Annotated in this window: 23 protein-coding genes; 9 read left to right on the forward strand and 14 right to left on the reverse strand. The window is 41.8% G+C overall.

Going from position 1 to position 24653, the window contains the following annotated elements; translation table 11 throughout:
- Nucleotides 1–13: 13 nt before the first annotated feature.
- Together BMZ58_RS17885 and metX are read left to right on the forward strand one after the other, a co-directional pair.
- Complete coding sequence (locus BMZ58_RS17885) at nt 14–1708, forward strand: O-acetylhomoserine aminocarboxypropyltransferase/cysteine synthase family protein (RefSeq protein WP_075037914.1); 1695 nt, start codon at nt 14–16, stop codon at nt 1706–1708.
- A gap of 22 nt (nt 1709–1730) precedes the next feature.
- Nucleotides 1731–2783, forward strand: coding sequence for a homoserine O-acetyltransferase MetX (gene metX, locus BMZ58_RS17890; protein ID WP_075037915.1), 1053 nt, complete (start codon nt 1731–1733; stop codon nt 2781–2783).
- Nucleotides 2784–2928: 145 nt separating this feature from the next.
- Here the strand turns inward: metX and BMZ58_RS17895 are convergent, their stop codons facing one another.
- The 11 genes from BMZ58_RS17895 to BMZ58_RS17950 form a co-directional block, all read right to left on the reverse strand.
- The gene (locus BMZ58_RS17895) at nt 2929–4284 is read right to left on the reverse strand and encodes a polysaccharide deacetylase family protein (RefSeq protein ID WP_075037916.1); all 1356 of its coding nucleotides are present in this window, start codon (nt 4282–4284) and stop codon (nt 2929–2931) included.
- Between the two features lie 231 nt (nt 4285–4515).
- Complete coding sequence (kynA, locus tag BMZ58_RS17900; protein WP_075037917.1) at nt 4516–5352, reverse strand: tryptophan 2,3-dioxygenase; 837 nt, start codon at nt 5350–5352, stop codon at nt 4516–4518.
- Nucleotides 5353–5366: 14 nt separating this feature from the next.
- Nucleotides 5367–6011, reverse strand: coding sequence for a DUF4166 domain-containing protein (locus BMZ58_RS17905; RefSeq protein WP_075037984.1), 645 nt, complete (start codon nt 6009–6011; stop codon nt 5367–5369).
- A gap of 622 nt (nt 6012–6633) precedes the next feature.
- Nucleotides 6634–8160: an RQC-minor-2 family DNA-binding protein gene (locus BMZ58_RS17915; protein WP_075037919.1), complete on the reverse strand. Its 1527-nt coding sequence runs from the start codon at nt 8158–8160 to the stop codon at nt 6634–6636.
- 83 nt (nt 8161–8243) lie between these two features.
- The gene (rpiA, locus tag BMZ58_RS17920) at nt 8244–8942 is read right to left on the reverse strand and encodes a ribose 5-phosphate isomerase A (protein ID WP_075037920.1); all 699 of its coding nucleotides are present in this window, start codon (nt 8940–8942) and stop codon (nt 8244–8246) included.
- Nucleotides 8943–9275: 333 nt separating this feature from the next.
- Entirely contained in the window at nt 9276–9908 is a 633-nt protein-coding gene (locus tag BMZ58_RS17925; protein ID WP_075037921.1) for a response regulator transcription factor, read from the reverse strand.
- On the reverse strand, nt 9905–10945 hold the full coding sequence (locus BMZ58_RS17930) for a sensor histidine kinase (RefSeq protein WP_075037922.1): 1041 nt from the start codon (nt 10943–10945) through the stop codon (nt 9905–9907). Before BMZ58_RS17930 ends, BMZ58_RS17925 begins: the two co-directional genes overlap by 4 nt.
- On the reverse strand, nt 10942–11661 hold the full coding sequence (liaF, locus tag BMZ58_RS17935; protein WP_075037923.1) for a cell wall-active antibiotics response protein LiaF: 720 nt from the start codon (nt 11659–11661) through the stop codon (nt 10942–10944). The genes BMZ58_RS17930 and liaF overlap by 4 nt, the downstream gene beginning before the upstream one ends.
- 198 nt (nt 11662–11859) lie before the next feature.
- Nucleotides 11860–12501, reverse strand: coding sequence for a PspA/IM30 family protein (locus BMZ58_RS17940; protein ID WP_075037924.1), 642 nt, complete (start codon nt 12499–12501; stop codon nt 11860–11862).
- Nucleotides 12502–12519: 18 nt separating this feature from the next.
- Nucleotides 12520–12864, reverse strand: coding sequence for a lmo0954 family membrane protein (locus BMZ58_RS17945; protein WP_075037925.1), 345 nt, complete (start codon nt 12862–12864; stop codon nt 12520–12522).
- A gap of 242 nt (nt 12865–13106) precedes the next feature.
- Nucleotides 13107–14207, reverse strand: coding sequence for a M24 family metallopeptidase (locus BMZ58_RS17950; protein WP_075037926.1), 1101 nt, complete (start codon nt 14205–14207; stop codon nt 13107–13109).
- 188 nt (nt 14208–14395) lie between these two features.
- Between BMZ58_RS17950 and BMZ58_RS17955 the strand changes: the two genes are divergently transcribed.
- Nucleotides 14396–14797 (forward strand): hypothetical protein, encoded by a 402-nt coding sequence (locus BMZ58_RS17955; RefSeq protein WP_075037927.1) that lies wholly within the window; start codon nt 14396–14398, stop codon nt 14795–14797.
- A 38-nt stretch (nt 14798–14835) separates the two neighbouring features.
- Here the strand turns inward: BMZ58_RS17955 and BMZ58_RS17960 are convergent, their stop codons facing one another.
- Complete coding sequence (locus tag BMZ58_RS17960; RefSeq protein ID WP_075037928.1) at nt 14836–15423, reverse strand: biotin transporter BioY; 588 nt, start codon at nt 15421–15423, stop codon at nt 14836–14838.
- A gap of 384 nt (nt 15424–15807) precedes the next feature.
- Nucleotides 15808–18087: an ATP-dependent DNA helicase gene (locus tag BMZ58_RS17965; protein ID WP_075037929.1), complete on the reverse strand. Its 2280-nt coding sequence runs from the start codon at nt 18085–18087 to the stop codon at nt 15808–15810.
- 171 nt (nt 18088–18258) lie between these two features.
- Here BMZ58_RS17965 and BMZ58_RS17970 point away from each other — a divergent pair, with 171 nt between their 5' ends.
- The 3 genes from BMZ58_RS17970 to cysK all read left to right on the forward strand — a co-directional run bounded on the left by BMZ58_RS17970 (nt 18259) and on the right by cysK (nt 20848).
- Nucleotides 18259–19188: an SGNH/GDSL hydrolase family protein gene (locus tag BMZ58_RS17970; protein WP_075037930.1), complete on the forward strand. Its 930-nt coding sequence runs from the start codon at nt 18259–18261 to the stop codon at nt 19186–19188.
- 19 nt (nt 19189–19207) lie between these two features.
- A complete protein-coding gene (locus BMZ58_RS17975) occupies nt 19208–19843 on the forward strand; it encodes a YpmS family protein (RefSeq protein ID WP_083412883.1) in 636 nt (211 codons plus the stop codon).
- A gap of 75 nt (nt 19844–19918) precedes the next feature.
- Nucleotides 19919–20848 (forward strand): cysteine synthase A, encoded by a 930-nt coding sequence (gene cysK, locus BMZ58_RS17980; RefSeq protein ID WP_075037932.1) that lies wholly within the window; start codon nt 19919–19921, stop codon nt 20846–20848.
- 572 nt (nt 20849–21420) lie between these two features.
- On the opposite strand, the gene BMZ58_RS17990 is transcribed toward cysK, so the two are convergent.
- The gene (locus tag BMZ58_RS17990) at nt 21421–22032 is read right to left on the reverse strand and encodes a trimeric intracellular cation channel family protein (RefSeq protein ID WP_075037934.1); all 612 of its coding nucleotides are present in this window, start codon (nt 22030–22032) and stop codon (nt 21421–21423) included.
- Nucleotides 22033–22298: 266 nt separating this feature from the next.
- Here BMZ58_RS17990 and BMZ58_RS17995 point away from each other — a divergent pair, with 266 nt between their 5' ends.
- The 3 genes from BMZ58_RS17995 to BMZ58_RS18005 all read left to right on the forward strand — a co-directional run bounded on the left by BMZ58_RS17995 (nt 22299) and on the right by BMZ58_RS18005 (nt 24395).
- Complete coding sequence (locus BMZ58_RS17995; RefSeq protein WP_075037935.1) at nt 22299–22838, forward strand: helix-turn-helix domain-containing protein; 540 nt, start codon at nt 22299–22301, stop codon at nt 22836–22838.
- 28 nt (nt 22839–22866) lie between these two features.
- A complete protein-coding gene (gene sda / locus BMZ58_RS18000; RefSeq protein WP_083412884.1) occupies nt 22867–23025 on the forward strand; it encodes a sporulation histidine kinase inhibitor Sda in 159 nt (52 codons plus the stop codon).
- Between the two features lie 419 nt (nt 23026–23444).
- Nucleotides 23445–24395 (forward strand): ring-cleaving dioxygenase, encoded by a 951-nt coding sequence (locus BMZ58_RS18005; protein ID WP_075037936.1) that lies wholly within the window; start codon nt 23445–23447, stop codon nt 24393–24395.
- The last annotated feature ends 258 nt before the right edge of the window (nt 24396–24653 follow it).

Below are 24653 nucleotides of genomic sequence, written 5' to 3' on the forward strand. Positions count from 1 at the left end.
AGGAATTTTGATCATGAGTTTACCATTCCATACTTATGGGCAAGAAACGCAACTGCTTCACGGAGGTCAGGAACCAGATCCGGCTACAGGATCACGTGCTGTCCCGATTTACCAAACGACATCCTATGTGTTTAATGATACCGAGCATGCTCAGAATCTTTTTTCACTTGCGGAACCCGGTAATATCTATACGCGTATCGGTAACCCGACCGTAGATGTTTTTGAACAAAGAATAGCTTTGCTCGAAGATGGTGTAGCAGCGGTAGCTACAGCTTCAGGTATGTCTGCCATTACGATGGCCATTTTGAATGTTGCTAGTGCCGGAGATGATATTGTCACCTCAACACAACTATATGGCGGGACTTACAACTTGTTCGTCCATACTCTTCCGCGCTACGGAATCAACGTCCATTTCGTTGATGGAAACGATCCCGAAGCCTATGCTGAAGCCATTACACCGAAGACCAAAGCTATTTTTGCAGAGACGATCGGTAACCCAAGTCTGAATGTGTTAGATATAGAATCTGTCGCTGATGTTGCTCATGAATATCACATCCCGTTAATTATCGACAATACTTTTGCCACCCCTTATGTATGTAAGCCAATTGCCTGGGGCGCTGACATTGTCGTCCATTCTGCCACCAAATGGATAGGAGGCCACGGAACAGCCATTGGAGGAATCGTCGTCGACAGCGGCCGCTTCGATTGGAATCATGAAAAGTACCCCGGTTTTACAGAACCGGATGAAAGCTATAACGGCATTCGATTCGGAATTGATGTGGGACCTGCAGCATTTGCGATCAAACTCCGCGTCCAACTGCTCAGGGATATCGGTGCATGTTTAAGTCCACAAAACGCCTTTTTATTATTACAAGGGCTTGAGACGCTTCATCTACGCATCCATAAGCATGCGGATCAGGCGTTAGAAATCGCTAAATATTTACAAAGCCATGAAGGTGTCGACTGGGTGAAATATCCGGGGCTGAAAGATCATCCATCTCATTCATTAGCAGAGAAATACTTTGATTACGGCCACGGTTCGATTATTGTTTTCGGTATTAAAGGGGATCGAGAAGCAGGACGTGAATTGATCGATAACACGACTATTTGGTCCCATGTTGCAAATGTGGGCGATGCTAAATCTTTAATCATTCACCCAGCTTCTACCACCCATCAGCAATTAAGTGATGACGCGTTAAGTAAATCCGGCGTCTCTGAAGAACTCGTGCGCCTATCCGTAGGGCTAGAATCAATAGAAGATTTAATCCACGACCTGGATGCAGCTATTTCACATGCCACCGGTTATCAGAAGGCCTATGGTAAAGAGAAACATTTGGCAGAACAGACCTTAAAATCTTCCCTTGATCGTTCCGGAGGAGAAATTAGAAAGAAAGTCATCGGCGTGGTCCAATCCGAACACCTCGAGAACGAGCGCAAGAAATTGGCTCGATTAGGATTCGATGTCATCCTCCTCTCCGACATAAAAGAAGCTTTGAACCATCCGGAAGGAACTTGGGATGTCCTATATGTGGAAGGTTTGAATGAAGCGGATCGAAGTATAGCACAAGCAATCAAGCCAAGAATCTTATGGTCATATAAACACGCCACTAGTGAGGAAGAAGATGTTGTTACTGGACTAAGTCTTTATGAAGCGATTGTTAGTATTCGATCAGGACAGGACATTTCAACATCCCTTGTATCGGTATAAAGAAAAGAAAGGAGAATGATGCATGTCATTAAGAAATCCCACCAGCCATCCACGTACAATCAAGACGATATCAATTGGTTCTTTCACCTTCGAGTCTGGTGAGCAATTGCCGAATGTCGAACTTGCTTATGAACGCTGCGGTCCGACTGATGCCCCGGTCATACTTGTGTGTCATGCCCTGACCGGAAACCAGCTTGCCATAGGGTCAGAAGAAGAACCAGGCTGGTGGGCAGGGTTAATCGGTGAAGATTGCCCCATTGATACAAATCGTTACCAAGTCATCACCTTCAATGTCCTCGGTGGCTGTCACGGTTCCACAGGCCCTGCGAGTATCGATCCTAATACCGGAAAAGCGTTTCGTCAAAATTTCCCGAAAGTCACCGTTCGCGACATGGTCCATGCTCAACATTCCGCTCTTCAATCTCTCGGCATCAAAGAAGTGCAAGCTGTGGCAGGGGGATCGCTCGGAGGCATGCAAGCATATGAGTGGGGCCTCCTATACCCTGAATATATGAAAAAATTATTCATACTAGCTGCCACCCCCTATTTGAGTGATTATGGTATTGCTTTCAATCATATTGGCGCAAGAGCAATCAAATGTGATCCAAATTTTCAAGAAGGAAATTACGAATCAAATGAACAGCTCCATGGGTTTGAAATCGCCAGGATGACCGGGATGGTCACTTATAGAAGTGGACCCCTCTTCGAAAAAAGGTTCGACCGATCCCATAAAGCAGGAGATGCTTATGAAATTCAGTCCTACTTGGATTATCAAGGGGACAAAATAAAAGAACGTTTTGATGCGAATAGTTACCTTTACTTGTTGGATGCAATGAATAATCATGACATCGGCAGAGGGCGTGATGGCTGGGAAAATGCTGCAAAACAATATAAGGCCGAACTACACACTTTCAGCTTTGAACACGATTTATTATATCCAGACTCATTGATCCGTCAATTCGCCATACATCCTGAAAAATCCTCCCATTACCATATCCCGACCGATTACGGACATGATGGATTTCTTGTTGAATTTGAACGTTGGGGAAAATGGATCAAGGAGAAGTTAGACTAAAGTCATAATGTTGGAAACGAAGTAATAAGTTTCACTGCCCTCTTCAAATTACCAAAAAATAAAAAACGCGTGAAATCAGATGGAGAAATCTTGATTTCACGCGTTTTATCGTTTAGAGGAAAGCTTCCACCAGACTTATTTTCATTCAAAGTTCTCCCACTGGGACAACTTGGTAACCTTCTGAGTTCAACCTTTCCAACAGGAAGTCCACTGTTTCCACCGTATAGTTTTCAAGATCATGTAATAATATAATAGACCCGTCTTCTGCTTGCGATAGAATATCCTGCACAATTGTCACAGGCTCCTGTTCCCTCCATTTTTCCGAATAAATGGTCCAAGGGACAGCATTTAAATCACCATTATAGGCGATTGATGCCGGCTCACCGAACGGGAGGCGAACCAGGTCAGGATGTTGCCCGGTCACTTGTTCAATAATTCTTTGTGTAGAGGAGATTTGATGATCGATTTCCGCTGCTCTCAAACGATTAAGACGTGGATGGTTCCATGTGTGGTTACCAATCTCATGTCCCCGAATTCCTACCTCACGTGCAATGTTAGGATAATAGCTCACCCTTTTACCAATCATAAAGAAAGACGCCTTCACTTCATGTTGATCGAGGATATCAAGGATCTTGGTAGTCACTTTAGGGTGAGGACCATCATCAAAGGTCAGTGCAACTTTCTTCTCGTTGGAATTCAGGTTCTTGTCTATGAAAGAATTATTCATTTCCCCTGAGCTTATGCTTTCTTTCACTATATCTGCCTCTTGGTCTTTTTCAGTAAGCTGATCAATAGCTTTCACATAACTGGAACGCAGTAGAGAAGATACCTTATCAAGCTCAAGGAATACTTCTACAGTTTCCTTGTTTTCTGGGTTTTCAAGATAAACCATAATCCCATCGTTAAGGAGCGCAATATTTTCATATGTTTCAGGCGTGGCTTCTAGCCCTTTGAAGGTTTGTTCATATTCACTCTCGTTTTCTTCTAATTTTTCAATCGTCCATTCATGCAAACGATCGACATAGTAAATGTTATCTTTAAACAATTCTCCGATATTCAAGTTCTTACCAATTTTCTTATCAAAATTCATTACCGTTTGATCTGTAATGAGCTCTTCCCCGCCTATATCCATCGTTTCGATAAACCTTACAACGAAAAAGCGAGCATTCTGGTGAATCACTTCAAAATCGATATGCAGCTCATGCGATCCTTGCACTTCACTTGATCGCTTGCTCCTATAGCTTTCTTTTTTAAAACGAGCTTTTTGCTGGTTCACATAGTCAACAATTGTCTGATCAATCTGATTGTTCGATGTTTGTGGATAATGGATTGTTATATGATAAGCATCATACTCTTCTATTTTCGTCTCCATCTTAACGTCATAGAAAGAAGATTCATCTGATACTTTTTTTTCTGGCTGCTCATTCGCATTAGCGATAAAGGAGCAACCGGAAGCGGTTAATAATACGAATAACAATGTATATATAATAGGTTGTTTCATAGTTCTACCTCTTTATCTCTTAGTCGTCTCATAGTGTATTGTAACATAAATGTAACAATGACTTAATTATTTCGATATATTCAATTTATTTAATTTTTTCCATCACTATATCATACAACATAATGGCAGTATTCTTGAAGACTTGATTTCGAGGCTTTTGGGGAAGAGGATGAATCCTATAAAAAAGGAACTTCCTTGGGTGGAAGTCCCTTTTTTTTGAAAATGTTGTGTTCAAATATTCGTGCGTATATCCCATAACTCAGGGAAAAACCTGTGATCTAATACTTTTTTCAAGTATCCCACACCAGATGATCCCCCGGTCCCCTTTTTATGGCCAATAATCCGTTCCACTGTTTTCATATGGCGAAAACGCCATTGCTGCAAACTATCCTCGATATCCACAAGCTTTTCACCCAACTGATACAAATCCCAATACTTATCGACATCTTTATATACTGCCGTCCATGCCGCTTCCACGCTCTGATCTTTCTCATAAAGCTCTGTATAATCTCTATCCAGGAGTTTTCCTGTAATTGGAAATCCGGCAGTTGCAAGCTTTTCAATGGCTGCATCATATATACTCGGAGCCTTATAAGCCGCTTCAAGATGTTTATGTAATCCAGGATCCTTTTCATAAATTTTCAGTACATGTTTGGTTTTGTATCCTAATGCGAATTCAATCATTCGGTATTGGTAAGATTGAAAACCAGATGCTTGACCTAATTGATCACGAAATTCCATATATTCGGACGGTGTCAATGTAGATAAAACATCCCATGCCTGAATGATCTGTTTTTGTGTAGAGGATACCCGCGCCAGCATTTTAAAGGCCGCCTGCATTTCTCCATTTCGGATAGATTCGATTGCTGCTTGAAGCTCATGCAAGATCAGCTTCATCCATAATTCACTTACTTGATGAATAATGATGAACAGCATTTCGTCATGGTGTGCGGACCTTCTATTTTGTGCTGCTAGAAGAGTATCCAAATTCAAATACTCTCCGTAAGTCATCCGATCGGAAAAGTCCGTATGCACTTCCTCTTCACCATTATTTCGCCGATCTTTCATATCGCCTCACTCCTTTAATCTATAACGCCACGTTCAGGGATGTTTTTATAAGTCATCGGCAAAAATTCTGTGTGTACCATTCCTTCATACATAAGCAGCGTACCAAGAAGAGGATGTTCAGCATGGACATGGACTCGAAAAGCACCTTCTACCTCATCGTAATGTTCATAAACACTCGTCTTCGGAGTTATCATAGAAAGGATACCGTCCACATTCACCGCTTTTGACTCCATGTATAATCCACCTTGGGCTGTCACATGAAGATCAAGTTCTGTTTGTACAAAACCCGATTTCCCAAGATCGTCAACGATACACTTTCTCTCTTCATCGTATCTCATTGCTGCATCGAACCCGCGGATAGCATAAGGAAAGAAAAAACGACGAATCCAGCTTACCGTTTCTCGTCCTTGTTCATCTGCATATACATAGTTTTCTAAAGTGAAAGGAACGTCCTTTCCTCTCTCAGCAAAAATAAGATAATCTTTCACACCGATTTGTAATAACGGACGGATAAACGGATTTGTTCCTCTGATTTCAGTCATTCGGCCCTGGCCGAGAACCATCAAATTTTGCTTACTTGTTAACCCATACTTTTTTTGCATCTCTGGATGAAGTCTATGAAATTGCTCTCCTAAAGCTCGGTGATAGATGGATTTCATGTCTAAACTCCCTTCTGAAAACAAGTTCCTTTGTCTCCCGATTTTGATTATTTTCAGTTTTTCAACTGCCGCGTATAAATGCTTGTCCAGTAAGAAACCCTTGATTTTGAGGTTCTGATATTTGTGTTCCAAATAACACAAGGCATTTAAGTAAATGATTCATAAAGATAAGTTCTCTATTCCTTCTGTGATGAATATGATTTGAGTCAGGAACCTAAATTATACCCATAAATCTATGTATTGGCATTATACCACAAGAAACCGTTTACCTAATAAGGGTGTACTAAAATAAAGACCTGCGTGTGTAGCAGGTCTTTATCCATGGCCATACAAGACGGCACGATCTTTAAGTCTCCCAAGGCGTTTGCGTTTTTCTTTTGTCCAGCTCCAACGCCTAGACACTCGAGGCATAAGTCGTTCATCTCCGTGAAGAAAGTACACTTCACTGCGCTGCTCGTCTTATGCTTTTCGTGTCTCCCAAGGCGTTTGCGCTTTTCTTTTATCCAGCTCCAACGCCTAGACACTCGAGGCATAAGTCGTTCACCTCCGTGAAGAAAGTACACTTCACTGCGCTGCTCGTCTTATGCTTTTCGTGTCTCCCAAGGCGTTTGCGCTTTTCTTATCACATGACTTCTTCTGCATAGTCACTTACGGAGTACCCTTTTTGTTGTTTCATGAGCCATCCTTGTTTTTCTAATTGGTTGAAAAGTTTCTGGATGTGTTTTTCTGGCCAATTGGATAACAGTCCGAACCAACGTGTTTCATGGAGTTTTAGGCTTCTTAACTTGTTTGTCGCTTTTCCTGCAAGTACTTGGACGAGTGTATGTGCAGGGTAATCCGTTCCATAATAATAAATCAAATCCAGCACCTGCTGGGTTTCTGAATAATTTAATTGACGACCTTTGACTGTAATGATAATATCATTCTCTTCGTAACGAACGTCTTCAAGTTTATTTTTCAATTGTTCGAGGACGTGACTTGTCATCGGATACACATGTTCTGGAACGATTTTTTTCCATTCGCGAAGCTCTTTGAGCATTTTGACATTGTCCATTTGTACACAAGCTAACCAAAGAAGCTCTGAATCAACCTTTTGTTCCGGAATATGGGTCCGGCTCAACTTATCGTACATATCCAACAGTGGGTAAGACTTTAAGTTTTCTTCTTTTCTTTGATATCTTTCAATTTGATGGATAACTTCAAGACTCTCGTCTAAAGTCTTCCTTGCTACACTTAATTGCTTTTTCAATGACCTCAGTTGATCAAGCTGTTCTAAAAGACGTTCATTCTGTGCAGCTATTTCATTAAATTGCTTCTCTATTGTGCCTACTCGTTTGCAGGCTCTTTCCACGTCGAACTCTTCATCAAATGTGACTTGATCTTCGTCCACATAATAGTACAAGTTAAAGTCACATGTTTCACAGTAACAGCATATGCATCGATGGGTAGCATCAAATTCTAATGTTTTGTTGTGAGTGCAACTGGAATGCTTGCCTTTCAACCACTCCTCCGGCAAGGAACGGAATGGCCGCATTACAATCTCGACACGGTGCCGCCAGTAGGAGATATCTTCTGGATAATTCAATACCGAAATGAGTGAGGATTGATTCATCACTTCCACAGCATCGATGACAGGACGTTTTTCATGGAACAATTGGACAATCGGATGATTATGAAAAGCAGCCGCTATTCTCGATAACCAATATTCTTGGTCGTGTTCACTTATATAAGATAAGAACAGATAATCTTCCAGCACTTCTCCGACATGATCATAAAGTTGTTCAGAGGAGAGCTGTGTGAAATCTGTTGAATATAAAAATTTCTCTTTCAGAGGTAGTCCATGTCCTTCCGGCAAAGACCTCCATAAAAATAACTCTGGGCGCAACAAATGTGGGTGGATAGTTTCTTCTTTTTCAAAAGAAACAGGTAGGACAGCATTACCCGATAATCCCAAAAATGGGCGGATGCTCGTGATATCAAGAGCTTTGTCATTGATTAGATCCACGATCGCGTCGTTCAGCCTGGATAGTAACCCCCGTTCAAATTTATGTCCTATCGACCGAATGTGTTTATTTTTCTTTCCGATCGGCACAAGTACTATATACGGGTATCTTTGATCCTGGTAAGCAATCCTATTTGGCAGTCCCATAATGAATTCCCCTTTGAATAAGGATTTACTACTATTATAGAAAAAGTATTACAATGTACCAATAAATATAAGTAAAATGGGCGTCAAACCGTTAAAATTTCCACGGAATACCCAATGAACAACCCTGATTCAACAACCCCCGGGATAGCACTCAGCTCTTTTTCCAAATCATTGCCTATATGATGGAACTTAGCATCCAAAAGGAAATTGCCAGCTTCCGTAAGAACCGGACCATCTTTAGCTGCAGCCATTCTTAAATGAACCTCCTCACAAGGAAAATCTCCGAGAGCCGTTTCTACAATATGGACGGCTCTCGGGTCTATTTCCAAAGGTACAGAGAATTTCTCTCCTAATTTCGTGACGTGTTTACTCTCATCTACTAAAATGTACGTTTTTGGTGAGCTTGCCATCACGAGTTTCTCTGCAAAAAGGGCTCCACCTCTTCCTTTGATGAGTCGTCTCTGGTCATCGACTTCATCTGCCCCATCGAAGCCCCAATCCGGTCGAGCTGCTACAAGCGAAGTTGTTGTCAGACCAAGGTAGCTGCAATTCATCTCTGCTTCCTTTGATGTTGGAATCGCCAATATATCAAGCTGTTCTTCCGCAACCCTTGAGGCTATCTTTCGCAAAGCAAGATAAGAAGTCGATCCAGAACCAATGCCAATCGTATCCCCATTTTTCACGAACTGACTGACTTGCTCAGCTACATGCTCTTTGTTCCTTAGGTTGGATATCTCTCCTGACCACAAGGCATTACTAGCGATTTTATTTTCCCATTTCACATATATCACCCCTGCTCCTAGGTATTCCCGAAAGAATAAAAAAACAAGCATATGTCCGGAAAAGTGTAAGAAAGGGATGAGCAAGAGTACAGGACCAAAGGGATTGAGTTGATTTTACCGAAATGATCCAAACCTTTGTTTACTGTTTCAAGTCATTCTTTCCTCCGTATGTACATAAACTTAATATAATCCATTTTTGAATGAAAAGAGGAGATGAAATTGAAAAGGGTCTACTGGAAGTTATTCATCTTCTACCTCATCCTTATCATCTTTTTCGTACTTTTCATCCACAACCAATAAAAAAAAGCCTTGACGAACATGTCCGTCAAGGCTTCACTTTACTAAGTCGTGTTTAAATGCATAAATCACTGCCTGTGTACGATCTGAGACTTCTAATTTTCCCAGAACATTACTCACATGCACCTTGGCAGTTTTCAAAGCAATAAATAATTGCTCAGAAATTTCTTGATTGGTTTTGCCTTCCGCCATTAAAAGCAATACTTCCTTTTCCCGTTCTGTCAATCGTTCGTGTAGAACAGGATCGCCAGGTGTACGCATCTTCGTCATGATTTTCCCTGTCACTTCTGGCTCTAAAATGGACTGGCCTTCGTATGTAGAACGAATGGCTTTAGCAATCTCCTCCGCTTTGGAAGTTTTCAACATATAACTAGTTGCCCCCGCTTCAAGAGCTGGATAAACTTTTTCATCGTCAAGGAAGCTTGTTACAATAATGACCTTCGCTTCCGGCCACTGCTTGGTAATCCGCTCCGTTGCTTCTATCCCATCCATTTCCTCCATTACGAGATCCATTAAAATGATATCCGGGCGATGTTCTAATGCCAACTCGACCGCCGTTTTTCCGTCGACTGCTTCTGCAATAACTTCAATATCCGGTTGTGCTGATAAATAAGCAGACACGCCAATCCGTACCATTTCATGATCATCAGCAAATAAAACAGTAATCATGCACTATCGCCTCCTTTTTTACGATGAGGAACTTTCACCTCTAACCGTGTTCCTTGTTCTTTCACACTTACAATCTTCATTGCACCACCGACTTCCAATGCACGTTCCTGCATATTCTGCAGACCATAGGAGCTTGTTTTCTCTTCTTCCACATCAAAACCAACACCATCATCCACGATACGTAGGATAATATTTTGGTCACGTTCGATCAGCATTACATGTAAATTGGTTGCTTTTGCATGCCTCAACGTATTAGATACCGATTCTTGCAAAATCCGGAACAATTGATCCTCGATCCCCTTCTCAAGATCCAGGCTTTCCACAGACCAATCAATAGCCATCGGAACTTTTTGTGTCAGCTCATAAAGCAGTTCTTCCATCCCCTCAGCCAGAGATTTATCTTTTAGAGCTACAGGTCTCAAGTGGAGCAGCAATGCTCTCATTTCGAGTTGAGATTGATGAATCATCCTCTCCACCATCTGCATTTGTTTTTTTGTCGCCTGTACATCTGTGGAATCTGTCTCATTGATTGCGGACATCATCATCGAAGCTGCAAACAACTGCTGACTAACAGAATCATGCAATTCCCGCGCCAGTCTATTCCGTTCCTGAATCACTACTTCCTGCAAACTCTTTTCTCTCTCTTCCGCCCTCTCTGTTACCATACGTTGAGCGAGCTCCGTTTGTTTCGTCATCTTTTCTTCAATACTCTGGATCGTATTTTCAATCTGCTTAATTTCCTCTAAATCCACTTCACCAGAAGGAAGTTCGTTCCCCTTCGACAACTCCCCTAGTTGATATTCAATATTGTAAAGCTGTCTACGCCAGAACCATCCCTGGATGATGCCGACTACAAACCCGAGGGACAGAGAAATGGCTAGCACAAGAAAAGCAAAAGGCATATCAATGACTTCCCGCTCCCATAAATCCGCCCAGGAATCAAAAGGAAACGCGTAAAAAGTAATGCTCAGTATGAGAACAGTAAAACAGAAAAAAGTGAGTGTTCCTGATAACACTTGCCTTTGCCATATATTCATACGCGCTTCACCTCAAGATCCCCTGAAACCATGGATGTAAGGATTTTCACTCGCGGTTTCGTCGAACGATAATTCTCCGTTTGAAAAGAAAGCACCTGGTTCAACACTTTCGTCTTCTTATATTGGAACACAGAAGCCCTGCCAATGAGTGCACTATGATGAATATTCACTTCAACTTCGTAAGGGACATACACTGTGATGTTGCCAACAAAATGGCGAACGGATATAACGGCTTCATCATGAGGGAGAACAGTGTGACTTAAATCTATGATCCGATCGCCAAAACCGCCATGAATATTCACATCACTCCACTCATAAGACCTTTTTGGTGTGGTTTCATCCCCAAAGAACTTTTGCTTGAGTAGTGGTTCATGATCAGGGATTTCCTGCCTGTTATCAATGATCTCCGGTTCCAGGCGTTCCGGCTTTTCCCGGGATTTGAAATAGTTCATTAAAAAAATCAAAATCATGGCGACGATGAGGAAACGGACGGCAATCATACTGAGAATAGTAAAAACCAAACTGATGATTCCGATCCAGAACAAGACTTTCCTCCACAAAGGTTTGTAATTTTTCCAGCCGAGATAAATCAAAACACTGGAAAACAGGACAGAAAACACAAGGCCGCCATTAAAAAAAACGATTTCTACGACGAGGAGAACCACCCCTATGATCAAAATCGTGTTGATTGTGTTCGTTGAAAGTTTATTAAGCATACAGGTCATCCTCCTCACCTAATCAAATCCACGCTCTCTCTTAAAGATCAGCACTAAAGCGTAAATGTCCTGAAAGACACGAAATGCTGAACGCTGGAGCTGTATGATACCGAGCATAAATCATCTGCAATAAAAATATTCTCTAAATCAGATATTAATAAAGACGCAGAATTCTGCGCCTTTATCATATCACGTTTTCTATTTAGCGGGTACTTCTTCCCGTTTCTCCAGCTCTCTTTCAAGGTGGGCCATCTTACTGTCAAATGTATTGTGGTAATAAGCGCTGTTCACCTTATACTCCAGGTCTTCGATGTAGCGATCAATTTCTGAAAATCTGGAGTATGGCTTGTCCGCTGTGTCTTCAATGACACGATTCATACGGTGATGGGCCCGCGCAATATTTTCCCGGCCCATTAATTCCATACGCTTCAGGTGCATGTCTTTCAATTTATGTTTCATTTCTTCATATTTACGCTCCAGAGCCTCCAGCTGTTCGACGCTATCCCTTCTGGAAGCTTGAAGGCGCTCCGCTCTAGCTTCGTACTCCTGCTGTTCCTTGATTGCAAATTCATACATCGTCGACTCGCCCGCTTTTTCAGCGATTTCCGCCTGTCTTTTACGTTTATCAGCCATGTCCTGGGCCTTTTGGAACTCACGGGAGAACTCATCTTTCAAACGATATTGACGTTCCACCAATTTCCTCACTTTTTCCGTTTCCTTTTCACTCTCACGCAAATATTGATTCAGCATTGCTACTGGATTCTTCTGTTCTTTTTGGTCCAATACTTCGTGCAAATCCGCCGTAATCGAATCCTTTAATCTAGTAAATAAATTAGCCATGACGATCTCTCCTTTGAATTATTTGTTCATCTCTGCCCATTGACGTTCGAAATTAGTGAATGGGTCATCTGACCTCGTATGAATTTCTTCCTTCTTGCTTGTCCAATTTTTATAAATCCAGTACAAGACGCAGGCTGCCGCCACACCTATAACAGCGTAGATATTTGATGCCGCTATACTGAGGATAATCAAACCTGCGACTACCCAGCCGATTTTTCCAGCGGTCGAGTCACTTTTCATGAATTGCTTGAACACGACATAAAGCAGCCAGACGCTTACGCCCAGGAGGATCATCGGCCCTAAATTGACGAGCAGTACAATAAGAGCGACTAACCCTGCTAGGAATAGTAAAAATTTCTTCATCTTTTTCCCTCCTTGCTGATTTCTTGTCTTAATCATATCGAGAAAAGAATGTTGGTGTAATGAGCCAGGGATATATTTTAAACTACACCTTGAGGCTTATAGTAATATAGATGAAAAGGCGAATATGGTGTATGAAAGGAAATGGAGCGAGCTGTTGATCTATTAATCGAAGTGAAGAAAAACAGGGAAATAACCCTCACAAAAATACAAAAAAGGCCGCTTTCAAAAGCGACCTTTTCCTATTATTCAATAATCCGCAATTCTTTTGGTGTTTTAGTCAATGTAATGTAACCATCTTCCGTAACGAGAACATCATCTTCCAAACGGACTCCACCGATCTCAGGGTCATAGATTCCTGGTTCGATCGTATAAGTCATTCCCGTTTTCAATACTCCATTGTTCAAATGACTCATTGAAGGGAATTCGTGAACGTTGATTCCCAGGCCGTGTCCAATACGGTGAGGAAATTTATCACCATAACCGGCGTCTGTAATAATATCACGCGCCGTCTGGTCAAGATCTCCAATTCGTGTTCCTGGCTTGCTAATGGCAAGAGATGCTTCAATTGCTTCCTGGACTTTTTCATAAATAGATCTCTGTTCCTCACTCACAGAGCGGTAAGCAAATGTTCGTGTAATGTCTGAAGTGTAACCTTTCCACACAACGCCAAGGTCGAATAAGACAAAATCTCCCGCTCTTAACCTGCGATCTCCAGGGTTTCCGTGTGGCTGTCCAGATTTTTCACCGAACAAGACCATTGTAGAAAAGGACATCTCAGCGACGCCTTTTTTCTTCAGCTCATATTCGATCTTAGCCAACACTTCCATTTCCGTAACCCCTTCTTCAAGGGCTTCCACGCCAACACTCACCCCGAAGTCCGCCAATTCAGCCGCTTCCTTCATCACACTGATTTCATGCTCGTCTTTAACCACGCGCATTTCATTCAATTCCGGTTCGATATCTTCTACTTTCACGTCATGAAAGAGTGAGAAAAAGGATTCACTTCTTCCATAAGATAAGACTTGTTTTTCAATACCTACTGAATGGACAGATGTAATCCCTTTTTCATTCATTTTTTCTGCCATCATACTCCAGGGGTTTTCGTGATCGGCATACCCGATTACTTCATCCTTCCACCCAGCAGCACGGATTTGTCCCTTTTCCATTCCAGGCAATACAGCAATCGGATCCGCTTCTGGGAAAACTAGTAAACCCAGTAACCTTTCATGGGGATCTGTATGGAATCCTGTTAAATAAAAGAAGTTTTCGGTTGAATTAATAAAAGCAGCATCAATACTTTGCTCTTTAAGGTATTTAGAAAATTGCTTTAATCTATGTTCCATCTTCATCCACTCCTCTATTTACTAACTCTATTCATCATATATCAATCTGCCTGGCAATCCAAATCACACAAAAGTGCGAAAATAGAGTGAACGTTTAACGACAATTTTATATTTTCATTTCTCAATGATGGAAGCATTCGATATAATGACAGAAGGTTATGATTCGGAATATAGGAGGTAGCAGAAATATGGACCGCACGCGTTTTTTTGTTCGAGTCGCCGCCCTTTATGCCCTCATAGGAGCATTCATGGGGTCTCACATGGCTGGAGGCGGCGGATTGCAGTTGAGTGCAATCCACGCTCATATTTTAGTAGTCGGGTGGCTTTCCCTATTTGCATTCGGGATCTATTATAGAGTTTTCTCCATCCCTAAAGGTTCTAAGTTAGCAACCGCTCATGTTTGGACGTCCTTCTTCGGTGTGTTCGGATTGACTGTGGGAATGTGGCTCTATTATACGCAGCCAATCGATGGCATGAGCACTTTCAATACCATTTTCTTCATTGTCGGGGGCACTGTTTTATTAATTGCTTTTGCCCTGTTCGCAATCATGGCCTTTATCCACGGACGATTTATATCAGAAGATGCGTAAAAAGACAGGCCCACTATCAATAGTGGGCCTGTCTTTATTTATGCCGCTTGCCTGAGAGGAGTGCGATGAAGCAAGTATCTTTCTAACCTTAAAGCAAAAATGGCAGCACCAATAGATAAGGCAAAATCTTTAATCAAAAATGGAATCATGCTGGACCACGCGAGTCCTAATCCAATCCCCTCGCCACCGACCCAGAAGTTCATAGCCAGATAGAAATGATTTACACCGATAAAATAGTTGATCGCAATTCCAACCACTGCAGCTGTTATATAAGTGGGTAGATTACGCTTAGATTCAGCGATTTTCCCTACTACATAAGCCAGGATGATAAAAGAAAGGATAAAACCGAATGTCGGGGATAGTAGTGTAGAGACACCACCCTTGAAACCAGCAAAAATAGGGGCACCGATCAGGCCAAGAATGCTATACACTAAAACAGAGAAAGAACCCAAGCGGCTCCCGAGGACAAGTCCTGCTAAGATAGCGAAAAAGGTTTGGAGAGTCAACGGCACTCCCATGACTTGCAAAAACGGCATGAATGCGGTGATATTGGCTCCGACTGCCATCAAAGCAACAAATAAACTACCTAATGTAATGTCGTAAGCGGATAATCGTGTTTGCTTCATTTCGTATTCCTCCCTAGTGAACTCTCTTATTCTACTAATAAGATACGGGAAGCGAACACTTAATGTCAACCTTTAGTTAATATAAGTTAACAAAGGTTATACCTCCCCGTCACAACCTTTGTTATTCCTTATGGACAGGGACCTTTCTGAAACTCACTAAACCCGACTCCCTGTAATTGCACTTTCCTACTCTTCTCCAAGGAAAAAGCAAACCATTAATTTAAGAAGGTAAATGTAAATACACCCTTAACACTCTTTATGATAGATGGCTTTTTCCCTAACAAAAGTCAGATTTAATATTTTTATCAAGATTTCGGTTGGGAATTTTGACCTTTCTCTTTCATATTTCTGTTTTTCCGCCACCATATTTCCCAGGAAATCATATCAATTCAAAATTCGATAATTCTCCCAGTCCCCGGGAAGAAGTTGTAAATACTTTTTCGATAAGAATCGATCATCAACAAGTTGAATGGCACCGTAATCCGTTTCTGAGCGAATCAAGCGACCTCCCGCCTGCAAAACTTTATTCATGCCAGGAAATACATAAGCATAATCATATCCATTTCGTTTCTTTTCATTGAAGTAGTCTTTTATCAATTCTTTTTCAAAACTTCTCGGAGCCAGTCCTATTCCGACGACAGCTACCCCATTCAAGCGGTCCCCTCTTAAATCGACACCTTCGGAAAATATCCCACCCAGCACGGCAAAGCCTACCAGCCGCCCGCCTACTTCAAATTGAGCAAGGAAATCTTCACGCCTGTCTTCTCCCATCCCTCTTTCCTGCATGACTGCATCCACGTCAGACAGTTTGCGAAATTCATAATAAGCCATTTCCATATACTGATAAGAAGGAAAGAAGAAAAGATGGTTCCCACTATGTTCTTCTACTTGATGTTGTAAACGACGGGCCAATTCTGTTAATGTATGAGCTCTATTTTTATACCGTGTAGATAAAGGGGTAATCATTACATCAATTTGAGAAGAATCATAAGGGGAAGGAAGGTGGAGAATATAATCTTCCTTCCCCCCGCCCAACATTTCTTTATAATAGGCGAATGGCGACAATGTTGCTGAAAAGAAGATACCAGAACGGAAAGATTTTGTCGTTTCCTTCAGTACATGTGATGGGTCCAGACAGAATAGTTTCAAGTTGAAATTCCCTTCTACCGTACTTTCTCCGATAATCCTGTAGTGTTCATCGACAAATTCTAATATTTTCATAAAACGCTGAGATTCAAAATACACATCTACTAATCTATCTGCTCGTTCTCCTTCTGCGTCGTCCTGCAAAATCGATTCTGCTTCTGAAAGAAATCGTTCCATATTTTCCTCAAGCTCCCCTGGTACACTTTCCAGACGTCTATATTCTTCTTCAGAAGAATATAGACGATTCAATCCCTTTTCTATAGCCATTGCTGCTTTCGTTATGGTGTCATTTTCTCCATGCCAGTCTTCTTTGACGGTCATATAAGATTGCAGGTGAATCGATGCTGAATACATTTCTCTGGCGCGTTCCACTAGATTGTGACTTTCATCCACAAGTAATGCCGTTTTCCTCTTACGATCAGGCATTAAGCGCTTTAAGGAAACCCGTGGATCGAATATATAATTGTAATCCCCGATGATTACATCCACCACATCCGTTAAATCTAAAGAAAATTCAAAGGGACAAACCCGATGCTTTCTAGCATATTCTTCGATGACTGGCCTCGTCATTTGTGTTTCGTGGAGTAAAATGTCGACGACAGCGCCATTTATTCGGTCGTAATAACCATCCGCGAAAGGACAATAATCCGGTTGGCATATGGTTTCTTCCTGGAAACAAATTTTGTCTTTCGCAGTCAATGTAACGGAACGCAATTGGAGGCCCATTTCTTTCATTTTCAATAAAGCCTCTTCTGCTGTCGCTCGCGTGATTGTTTTAGCAGTAAGGTAAAAGATTCGGTCCATATCATCCAATTCCAAAGCTTTTATTGCCGGAAACAAGGTAGAGATCGTTTTACCAATCCCAGTAGGAGCTTGAGCAAAAAGGTTCCTCTTTTCTTTCACCGTCCGATAAACACTTCCTGCAAGCTTACGTTGCCCCTCTCGATAACTCGGGAAGGGAAAACTCAAATCAGGGATTGTTTGATTCTTTTGCTCCCGGATATGAAGGAGAATACGTGCGTACGATGAGTACTCCTCAATAGTCTCTTCCATGAACGTCGACAACTCTTCATATGTAAATGTACGCAAAAAACGCTTTTTTTCCTTTGTTTTTTTTTGAACATAGGTCAGTTGAACTTGGATATGGTTTAATTTTTCCTTCCTTGCGTAGATAAAAGCATAACCTTTCGCTTGTGCCCAATAAACGAGATGAGTAGTTTCTTCTATTTCATCCAACTCCATTGCTGTAGACTTGATTTCATCAATGATCGGCCCTTTTTCTGATTCCAATAAGCCGTCACACCGCCCCTGGATATGGAGTTGCATCTGATCTTTTTCATACTCATATTCTAAGAAAACTTCTGATTGGTCGCCTTCTTTATACTTTTTTTGTATTTCCTGATGGATTGCAGTACCTTCTACTAATGCTGCATTCGTTTGGAAACGCTCGTCGATACTTCCTGTCCGGTAGACATAGGAAACAAGCTCTCTTACGGATATAGTTATTGCCCCTTCCATAGTCCCCCTCCTTCATCGTGACATTCATTCAATACCCTCATCTTCTTATAATCTTTTACGTATGTCTATTGTATAACCTTCATGATATAATTGTGGGTAAAACTTTTCATTTCCCAATGGGTGGAAACCACATATAATAATAATTGAGAACCCTTCAGGAGGGATTAAGAATTGAAAAAATGGAGATGGATTGGAGCTATCATACTTTCCTTCTTAATTGCAATTTTTATCATAGCAGCTTTTATATATACGCCGGAAGAGGACCAGCCATCAAATCCACAGGAACAAAAGGAAACTACTGATATTACCCCTGCCCAAGAAAGCGAACCAGATATGGAGGAGGAAATCCCCGAGGAAGAAACACAAACTGGAGAAAATGATAGCAAATTGAGCGAAGAGTTGCGTGAAGTGTTCACAGGTGTCATTGAAAGTGCCCGCGACCTTTTTCTAAAAGATAACCTCAACATCGTAGCTATCGGCGATTCTCTTACGCAAGGGGTTGGTGACTCGACGGAAAAAGGTGGATATATCGGCATTTTAGAAGGCACTTTCCATTCGAATGATGAATCAGCAAGGGTAGACATAGAAAACTTTGGTAAACGCGGCAACCGTACCGACCAATTATTAAAAAGAATGGAGTCCGAGGAAATTTCAAATTCCATCACCAATGCTGACCTCGTGCTCATTACCATCGGAGCTAATGATGTAATGAAAGTAGTGAAAAACAACTTCACAAGTTTGGATTATCAAGACTTTGTTGAGGCACAAGAGGATTATGAAAATCGATTACACGACATTATACAGAGGGTAGAAGAACTGAACCCAGACGCTCAAGTATACCTTCTCGGCCTCTACAACCCTTTCAACCAGTACTTCACAAATATTCCAGAACTCGGACAGATTATGGGAGATTGGAATGCGATCAGTCGTGGGGTAATCAACGATTATGAACAAGCGACATTCATACCCATCCGGGATCTCTTCGAAGGATCAGAAGAAGAACTGCTGTGGGAGGAAGACTTTTTCCACCCAAATGAAAGAGGATACAAGAAAATGGCGGAGCGCGTGTTAGAATATATAAGAGAAGATATCGAACAATAACACAGGTGGAATGAATAAGATGAAACGGATATTACTTAACAATAAATGGAGAACATCGTTTTGGCTGCTTGCTCTGATTAACTTAGGAATCATCATTTGGCTAGCCGCTTTAATTTTTTTGCCTAGCTCCTATACTCTCGTCAACGTCGATCAGCAAAAAGAAAGCCCTGATGCGGAATTTACAATCGTATCCACCAAAGAAAATATGGAACAGCTAGCCAATGAATACCTTTCAGAACTATCTACACAAACAGTCTTTGATTACTCGATCTCCCTTGAAAGAAATGTGACTTTATCTGGGAACATTCGAGCCTTCGATCAAGTTATACCTATCAATGTTGAATTAGAACCTGTCGTTCAAAAGAATGGGGACCTTGTGCTGCAGCAAGAAAGAATCTCTTTAGGAAAGCTTCCTCTCCCTAATAAAAAAGTTTTGGAATTTGTGAAAGATAACTACAATTTACCTGAATGGGTCATAGTCAACCCTAATGAAGAGAACATTTATGTGGCTGTCACTCAGATGGACACCGCTAGTAATTTCAATGTCAAAGTTGATCGCTTCAACTTGAATTCTAATCAACTTTCTTTCAAGATCGCTGTACCAAGAGACTCTTTTCAATTCGCCCAAGAAGTCGTCCAACAACATATGGAATAAGCGCGGCAGATGAATGCATGCTATCAATTATGATAAAATTGGACTATCATTCCCAACAGTAAGGAAGTGACAGATATGCGTGTCGTAAATAATATTTCAGATTTGATCGGGGACACCCCTCTGGTCAAACTGAACCGCCTCTCTCCAGAAGATGGAGCTGACATATACCTGAAGTTAGAAAAATATAACCCAAGTGGAAGTGTCAAAGATCGAGCCGCTTTCAATATGATGGAGCAAGCTGAAAAAGATGGACTTTTAAAGCCAGGATCTACACTTATTGAGCCTACAAGCGGGAATACAGGAATCGGTATCGCGATGAATGCTGCAGCCAGAGGATACCGCGCTATCCTTGTCATGCCAGATACCATGACACAAGAACGGATTAACCTCTTAAAAGCATACGGAGCGGAAATCGTACTCACCCCTGGTGACGAAAAAATGCCAGGAGCAATCGCTAAAGCCAAAGAACTGGTAGAGGAGATAGAGGGCAGTTTTATGCCAATGCAGTTTGAGAACATGGCGAACCCTGACGCCCATCGCCATACTACAGCTGCCGAAATCATTGAAGCTATGGACGAACTCGGTAAACCTCTTTCTGCCTTTGTATCGACAGCTGGCACAGGCGGTACAATTACGGGTACAGGGGAAGAACTGAAAAAACGCTTTGAAAACATGACCATCCATGTAGCTGAGCCTTCAGGTTCTCCCGTCCTCTCAGGTGGAAAACCCGGTAAGCATAAATTAGTCGGGACAAGCCCTGGATTTATCCCATCGATATTGAATCAAGAGGTGTACGATGAAATCTTCCAGGTCACAGATGAAGACGCCTATGATATTACACGACGTCTTTCTCGTGAAGAAGGTTTACTGCTTGGCACATCTTCTGGCGCTGCTTGCTGGGCTGCCATTCAAGTGGCAAAACAGAAAAAACCAGGGGAAGTAATCGTCTGCATCGCCCCGGATACTGGAGAACGTTATCTTTCTGGTGACCTTTTCCGTTATTAGATAGTAATAGAAATCTCAGAGGTTTAAATAACCTCTGAGATTTTTATATCCTCCTACTAACGCTCCCTATTCTTGAAAACTCCGTTTCGAGACAATTTGAGAGGATGGTGGTCTGGAAAACGGATCGCTTTCCGTGGGCATGTGGGGAGCTTCTTCGGACTTCGTCTTCCGGGATCTCACCTATTATGTTCATCCCACAGGAGGCTCCCCGTTTTCCAGACCACCATACGGTAAAATGATAGTCGAAACCACCTTCATGTAAAGGGAGCTAAATGTAGGTGAAATGCTATAATCACAGGCTGGAAGTCCTATTCTCTTCCCATTTATGGCAGGATATTGTAGAGCGATTTCGAGCAACTCATATGGCAAGGGGCAGAGGGGAATGGGGAGACCTGCGGGAAGGGAGTGCTTGGTGAGACCCCGCAAGGCGTCAGCCTGAGGAGACTCACCGCGCTCCCGCGGAAAGCTACTCATTCCCCACAGCCTCTTCCCTTCACACAATATCTCGAAATCAAGTCTTCAATAATCTTTCCAGGTACGAACAATCAAAAATATAAACTTTACCTGAATGATTATAGACGATAAAGATCTCTAAAACGCAAATGCCACCCCAGATGGTAAGATGCCACACGACAAACAATGACCAAAAGGAATATCATATAGGTCTGCCAAGCGTTTTCTATATCAATCCAACCGATTCCAATAAAAAGCCCTGCCATCATTGCCCATACAGCGTAAATCTCCTGGTGCATGACCATCGGCCGACGTTGTGCTAGCACATCCCTCGTAACACCACCGCCAACCCCTGTCAGAATTGCTGCGAAGACAACTCCACCTAATGGGAAGTTGTTTTCTATTGCAAAAGAAGCCCCTTGAAGTGCGAATGCGGAAAGACCGATGGCATCAGGGTAAATATTCCAGCGATCCCATGTCATCACCCAGGTTTTAGGGAAAAAGTAAACAATCGCAATGGTTCCGAGAGCAACATAAAAAAGATATCCTTGTTCCCACACATGGATGACCGGCACATCTAAGGCAATATTTCTAATGATCCCCCCTGCAAATGGTGTCGCAATTCCAAGGATAAATGTACCGAATATATCATATCTTTCATTTAATGCCACAATCGCCCCACTGAACGCAAACGCACTTACCGCTAATATATTTAATATTTCCCACGTCATCGGCGCTCCCCCCTGATGATACTTTTCTTTGTGAATCTTTCTAATAATTTCAGACTGATTGATTATAACAGATTCTTTCCTCTTCGTTAGAATTCTTTCTAATTACCATTAAAAATCTCATGCTAATATGTACTCATCAAGAGGAAATATCTTATAATCCATAAAGGTGGAGTGTCCCCCTCGTATTTTGTTGCAAACTGCCACAAGGATTTCTAACAATTTACGCGAATTAATTATATTAAAATAGAAAGCAGGATGTGAGAAAAATGAGAAGATGGCTCATCAAACTTAGAAAAGAACAACAGTTGACTCAACAACAAATCGCAGCCGGCGCGCACATCGATCGTGCCTACTATGCACAAATTGAGAATGGTACTCGTAATCCTAGTATGACAGTCGCTTCTCGTATTGCATCATATCTCCATATCAACCCTTCCCTCTTTTACTCAGAACATTTAAGTGAGCCTTTCGAAACAGCTCTCGCCAACTCTCCGATGACAATAGCTCATTGCGACCTTGAACTTAGGTACACTTGGATGTTCAATCCTTATCCCCACTTCAGGATGGATACAGTCATCGGAAAAAGGGATGACGAATTAGATCATGAATTAGATCCTAATGAAGGAACATGGAAACTAATGCAATTAAAAAAACAAGTCATCACAGAAGGAATGTCTGTAAGGACCATCATTCCTTTCCCTCTCCCAGACGGATCAGTACGATATGATGTTTTTTGTCAGCCAATTTACGACTCAGATGGAAGGATTATAGGTGCGGCCACTGCCTCACTAGAACTTCAATCGTAACGGCAAGTATAGGCAAGGGGGCTTTTATATGATCATCGAAAATCTTTCCTCATTACTTCTGCAAGACACACTCCGAAAAGCTTTAGAATTACAGCTAGAGGACGAATTCATCTATTTATTAAAAAAAGAAATTACAAAAAGAGAAAATGAAGAAAAACCAAGTTATAAAAACAGCATCCATGGATGAACGAGTACTTTTTAGGTGAACCGGCTGAATTTAGGATACATAAAGTATAATTACTTCCCGTTCACTTCCAACGGGTGAATACGAGCAAACTTCCTATTGATTGCTATCCCTCTTTCCGCATGCGGGATATTCGCTCTGGCATCTCCCCCCCTTCACAACTTTTCTTGATTTAACTAGTTGACCGGAAAGATATGCAATAGGAATGTCTGTAAATTACTAAAAGCTAAAGCTGATAAAGGTATTTACCTGACAATTTTTTCCGATGGATGTATTCAACTGAAAAAACATAGAGAATTCTTAAAGAAATCTTTGTGAGCGAGACTCCTCTCTATGAAGATGAACGGAAACTTTGACATACCAATCAGAAAAAGTATATAATTATCTCGAATTCAAGATTAATGACTAAGGGAGGAATGACCGTGCAACTCCAGGGCATTCATCACGTATCCGCAATTACTGCAAACGCAAAGCGTAACTATGATTTTTATACAAAAGTATTAGGAATGAGATTAGTTAAGAAAACAGTAAACCAGGATGCACCATCTATGTATCACCTATTTTATGCTGATGAGCAAGGCCGTCCAGGTACAGATTTGACGTTTTTCGAAATACACAGAGCTGGTAACACTTACCCAGGATCACGCAGTATATCAACAACTTCCCTGAGAGTGAAAAACGACGAAGCACTAACATACTGGCAAAAAAGGCTGGAAGAACATGATATCGATTTGGATCCTATAAAAGAGCGATTAGGAAGGAAAACTTTAGCCTTTCGTGATCCCGAGGGACAACGATTGATTCTTGTTTCCGATGAACAAAATAAAGGAGTGGATGCTGGCGAACCCTGGGATCATTCTCCAGTACCCAAGGAATATGGCATAACCGGTCTAGGTCCAATTCATCTTACAGTGACAGAAGCAGAAAAAACGGAAAAAGTCCTCCTCGATATATTAGGATTTCGTAAAAAAGGAAGTTATGACCAATGGACTGTTTATGAGACAGGAAAAGGGGGCACAGGAGCAGAGGTACATGTAGAAGAACAACCGGATGCTCAACCTGAAAAGCCTGGCCGGGGAAGTGTCCACCACGTAGCCTTCCGTGTGGATAATGAAGAAGAATTAAAAAAGTGGCAAGAAATAATCGAGGCTTCTGGATTCCCCAATTCAGGGCTGGTCGACCGTTATTACTTCAAGTCCTTATACTTCCGAGAAGCTAACCACATCCTTTTTGAATTGGCTACAGATGGACCTGGTTTTGCAACAGACGAAGACATGAATCATCTCGGTGAAACACTTGCTCTTCCCCCATTCTTAGAACATAAACGAGAGGAAATCGAGGAAAGCTTAACGCCTCTAGACACTTCCCGTTAAGAATCAGCAACTTCTTCTTAAGCTATACGACGGTATTCTTGAAGACTCAATTTCGAGACTTTTGTTTAAGTGGATAAGGCTGCGGGGAATAACTCGCTTTCCGCGGGAGCGCGTTGAGCCTCCTCGGACACTGCGTCCTGCTGGGTCTCACCTAGCACTTTTTTCCCACAGGAGTCTCGCCATTCCCCTCCGCCCCTTGCCATATGAGTTGCTCGTAATCGCCCTACAATACCCCGCCATAAATGGACGGAGAATAGC

This window comes from Halobacillus dabanensis, assembly GCF_900114165.1.
Classification (GTDB): domain Bacteria; phylum Bacillota; class Bacilli; order Bacillales; family Halobacillaceae; genus Halobacillus; species Halobacillus dabanensis.

Excerpts from the sequence above, each read along its gene's own strand:
- BMZ58_RS17950 (WP_075037926.1), bottom strand. The coding sequence starts at position 14,207 with ATGGAACATAGATTAAAGCAATTTTCTAAATACCTTAAAGAGCAAAGT.
- kynA (WP_075037917.1), bottom strand. The coding sequence starts at position 5,352 with ATGAAAGATCGGCGAAATAATGGTGAAGAGGAAGTGCATACGGACTTT.
- BMZ58_RS17940 (WP_075037924.1), bottom strand. The coding sequence starts at position 12,501 with ATGGCTAATTTATTTACTAGATTAAAGGATTCGATTACGGCGGATTTG.
- BMZ58_RS17960 (WP_075037928.1), bottom strand. The coding sequence starts at position 15,423 with ATGAAGCAAACACGATTATCCGCTTACGACATTACATTAGGTAGTTTA.
- sda (WP_083412884.1), top strand. The coding sequence starts at position 22,867 with ATGATCATCGAAAATCTTTCCTCATTACTTCTGCAAGACACACTCCGA.
- BMZ58_RS17885 (WP_075037914.1), top strand. The coding sequence starts at position 14 with ATGAGTTTACCATTCCATACTTATGGGCAAGAAACGCAACTGCTTCAC.
- liaF (WP_075037923.1), bottom strand. The coding sequence starts at position 11,661 with ATGCTTAATAAACTTTCAACGAACACAATCAACACGATTTTGATCATA.
- BMZ58_RS17995 (WP_075037935.1), top strand. The coding sequence starts at position 22,299 with ATGAGAAGATGGCTCATCAAACTTAGAAAAGAACAACAGTTGACTCAA.
- BMZ58_RS17975 (WP_083412883.1), top strand. The coding sequence starts at position 19,208 with ATGAAACGGATATTACTTAACAATAAATGGAGAACATCGTTTTGGCTG.
- BMZ58_RS17895 (WP_075037916.1), bottom strand. The coding sequence starts at position 4,284 with ATGAAACAACCTATTATATATACATTGTTATTCGTATTATTAACCGCT.
- BMZ58_RS17915 (WP_075037919.1), bottom strand. The coding sequence starts at position 8,160 with ATGGGACTGCCAAATAGGATTGCTTACCAGGATCAAAGATACCCGTAT.
- BMZ58_RS17905 (WP_075037984.1), bottom strand. The coding sequence starts at position 6,011 with ATGAAATCCATCTATCACCGAGCTTTAGGAGAGCAATTTCATAGACTT.
- BMZ58_RS17965 (WP_075037929.1), bottom strand. The coding sequence starts at position 18,087 with ATGGAAGGGGCAATAACTATATCCGTAAGAGAGCTTGTTTCCTATGTC.
- BMZ58_RS17955 (WP_075037927.1), top strand. The coding sequence starts at position 14,396 with ATGGACCGCACGCGTTTTTTTGTTCGAGTCGCCGCCCTTTATGCCCTC.
- BMZ58_RS17930 (WP_075037922.1), bottom strand. The coding sequence starts at position 10,945 with ATGAATATATGGCAAAGGCAAGTGTTATCAGGAACACTCACTTTTTTC.
- cysK (WP_075037932.1), top strand. The coding sequence starts at position 19,919 with ATGCGTGTCGTAAATAATATTTCAGATTTGATCGGGGACACCCCTCTG.
- BMZ58_RS17925 (WP_075037921.1), bottom strand. The coding sequence starts at position 9,908 with ATGATTACTGTTTTATTTGCTGATGATCATGAAATGGTACGGATTGGC.
- BMZ58_RS17945 (WP_075037925.1), bottom strand. The coding sequence starts at position 12,864 with ATGAAGAAATTTTTACTATTCCTAGCAGGGTTAGTCGCTCTTATTGTA.
- BMZ58_RS17990 (WP_075037934.1), bottom strand. The coding sequence starts at position 22,032 with ATGACGTGGGAAATATTAAATATATTAGCGGTAAGTGCGTTTGCGTTC.
- metX (WP_075037915.1), top strand. The coding sequence starts at position 1,731 with ATGTCATTAAGAAATCCCACCAGCCATCCACGTACAATCAAGACGATA.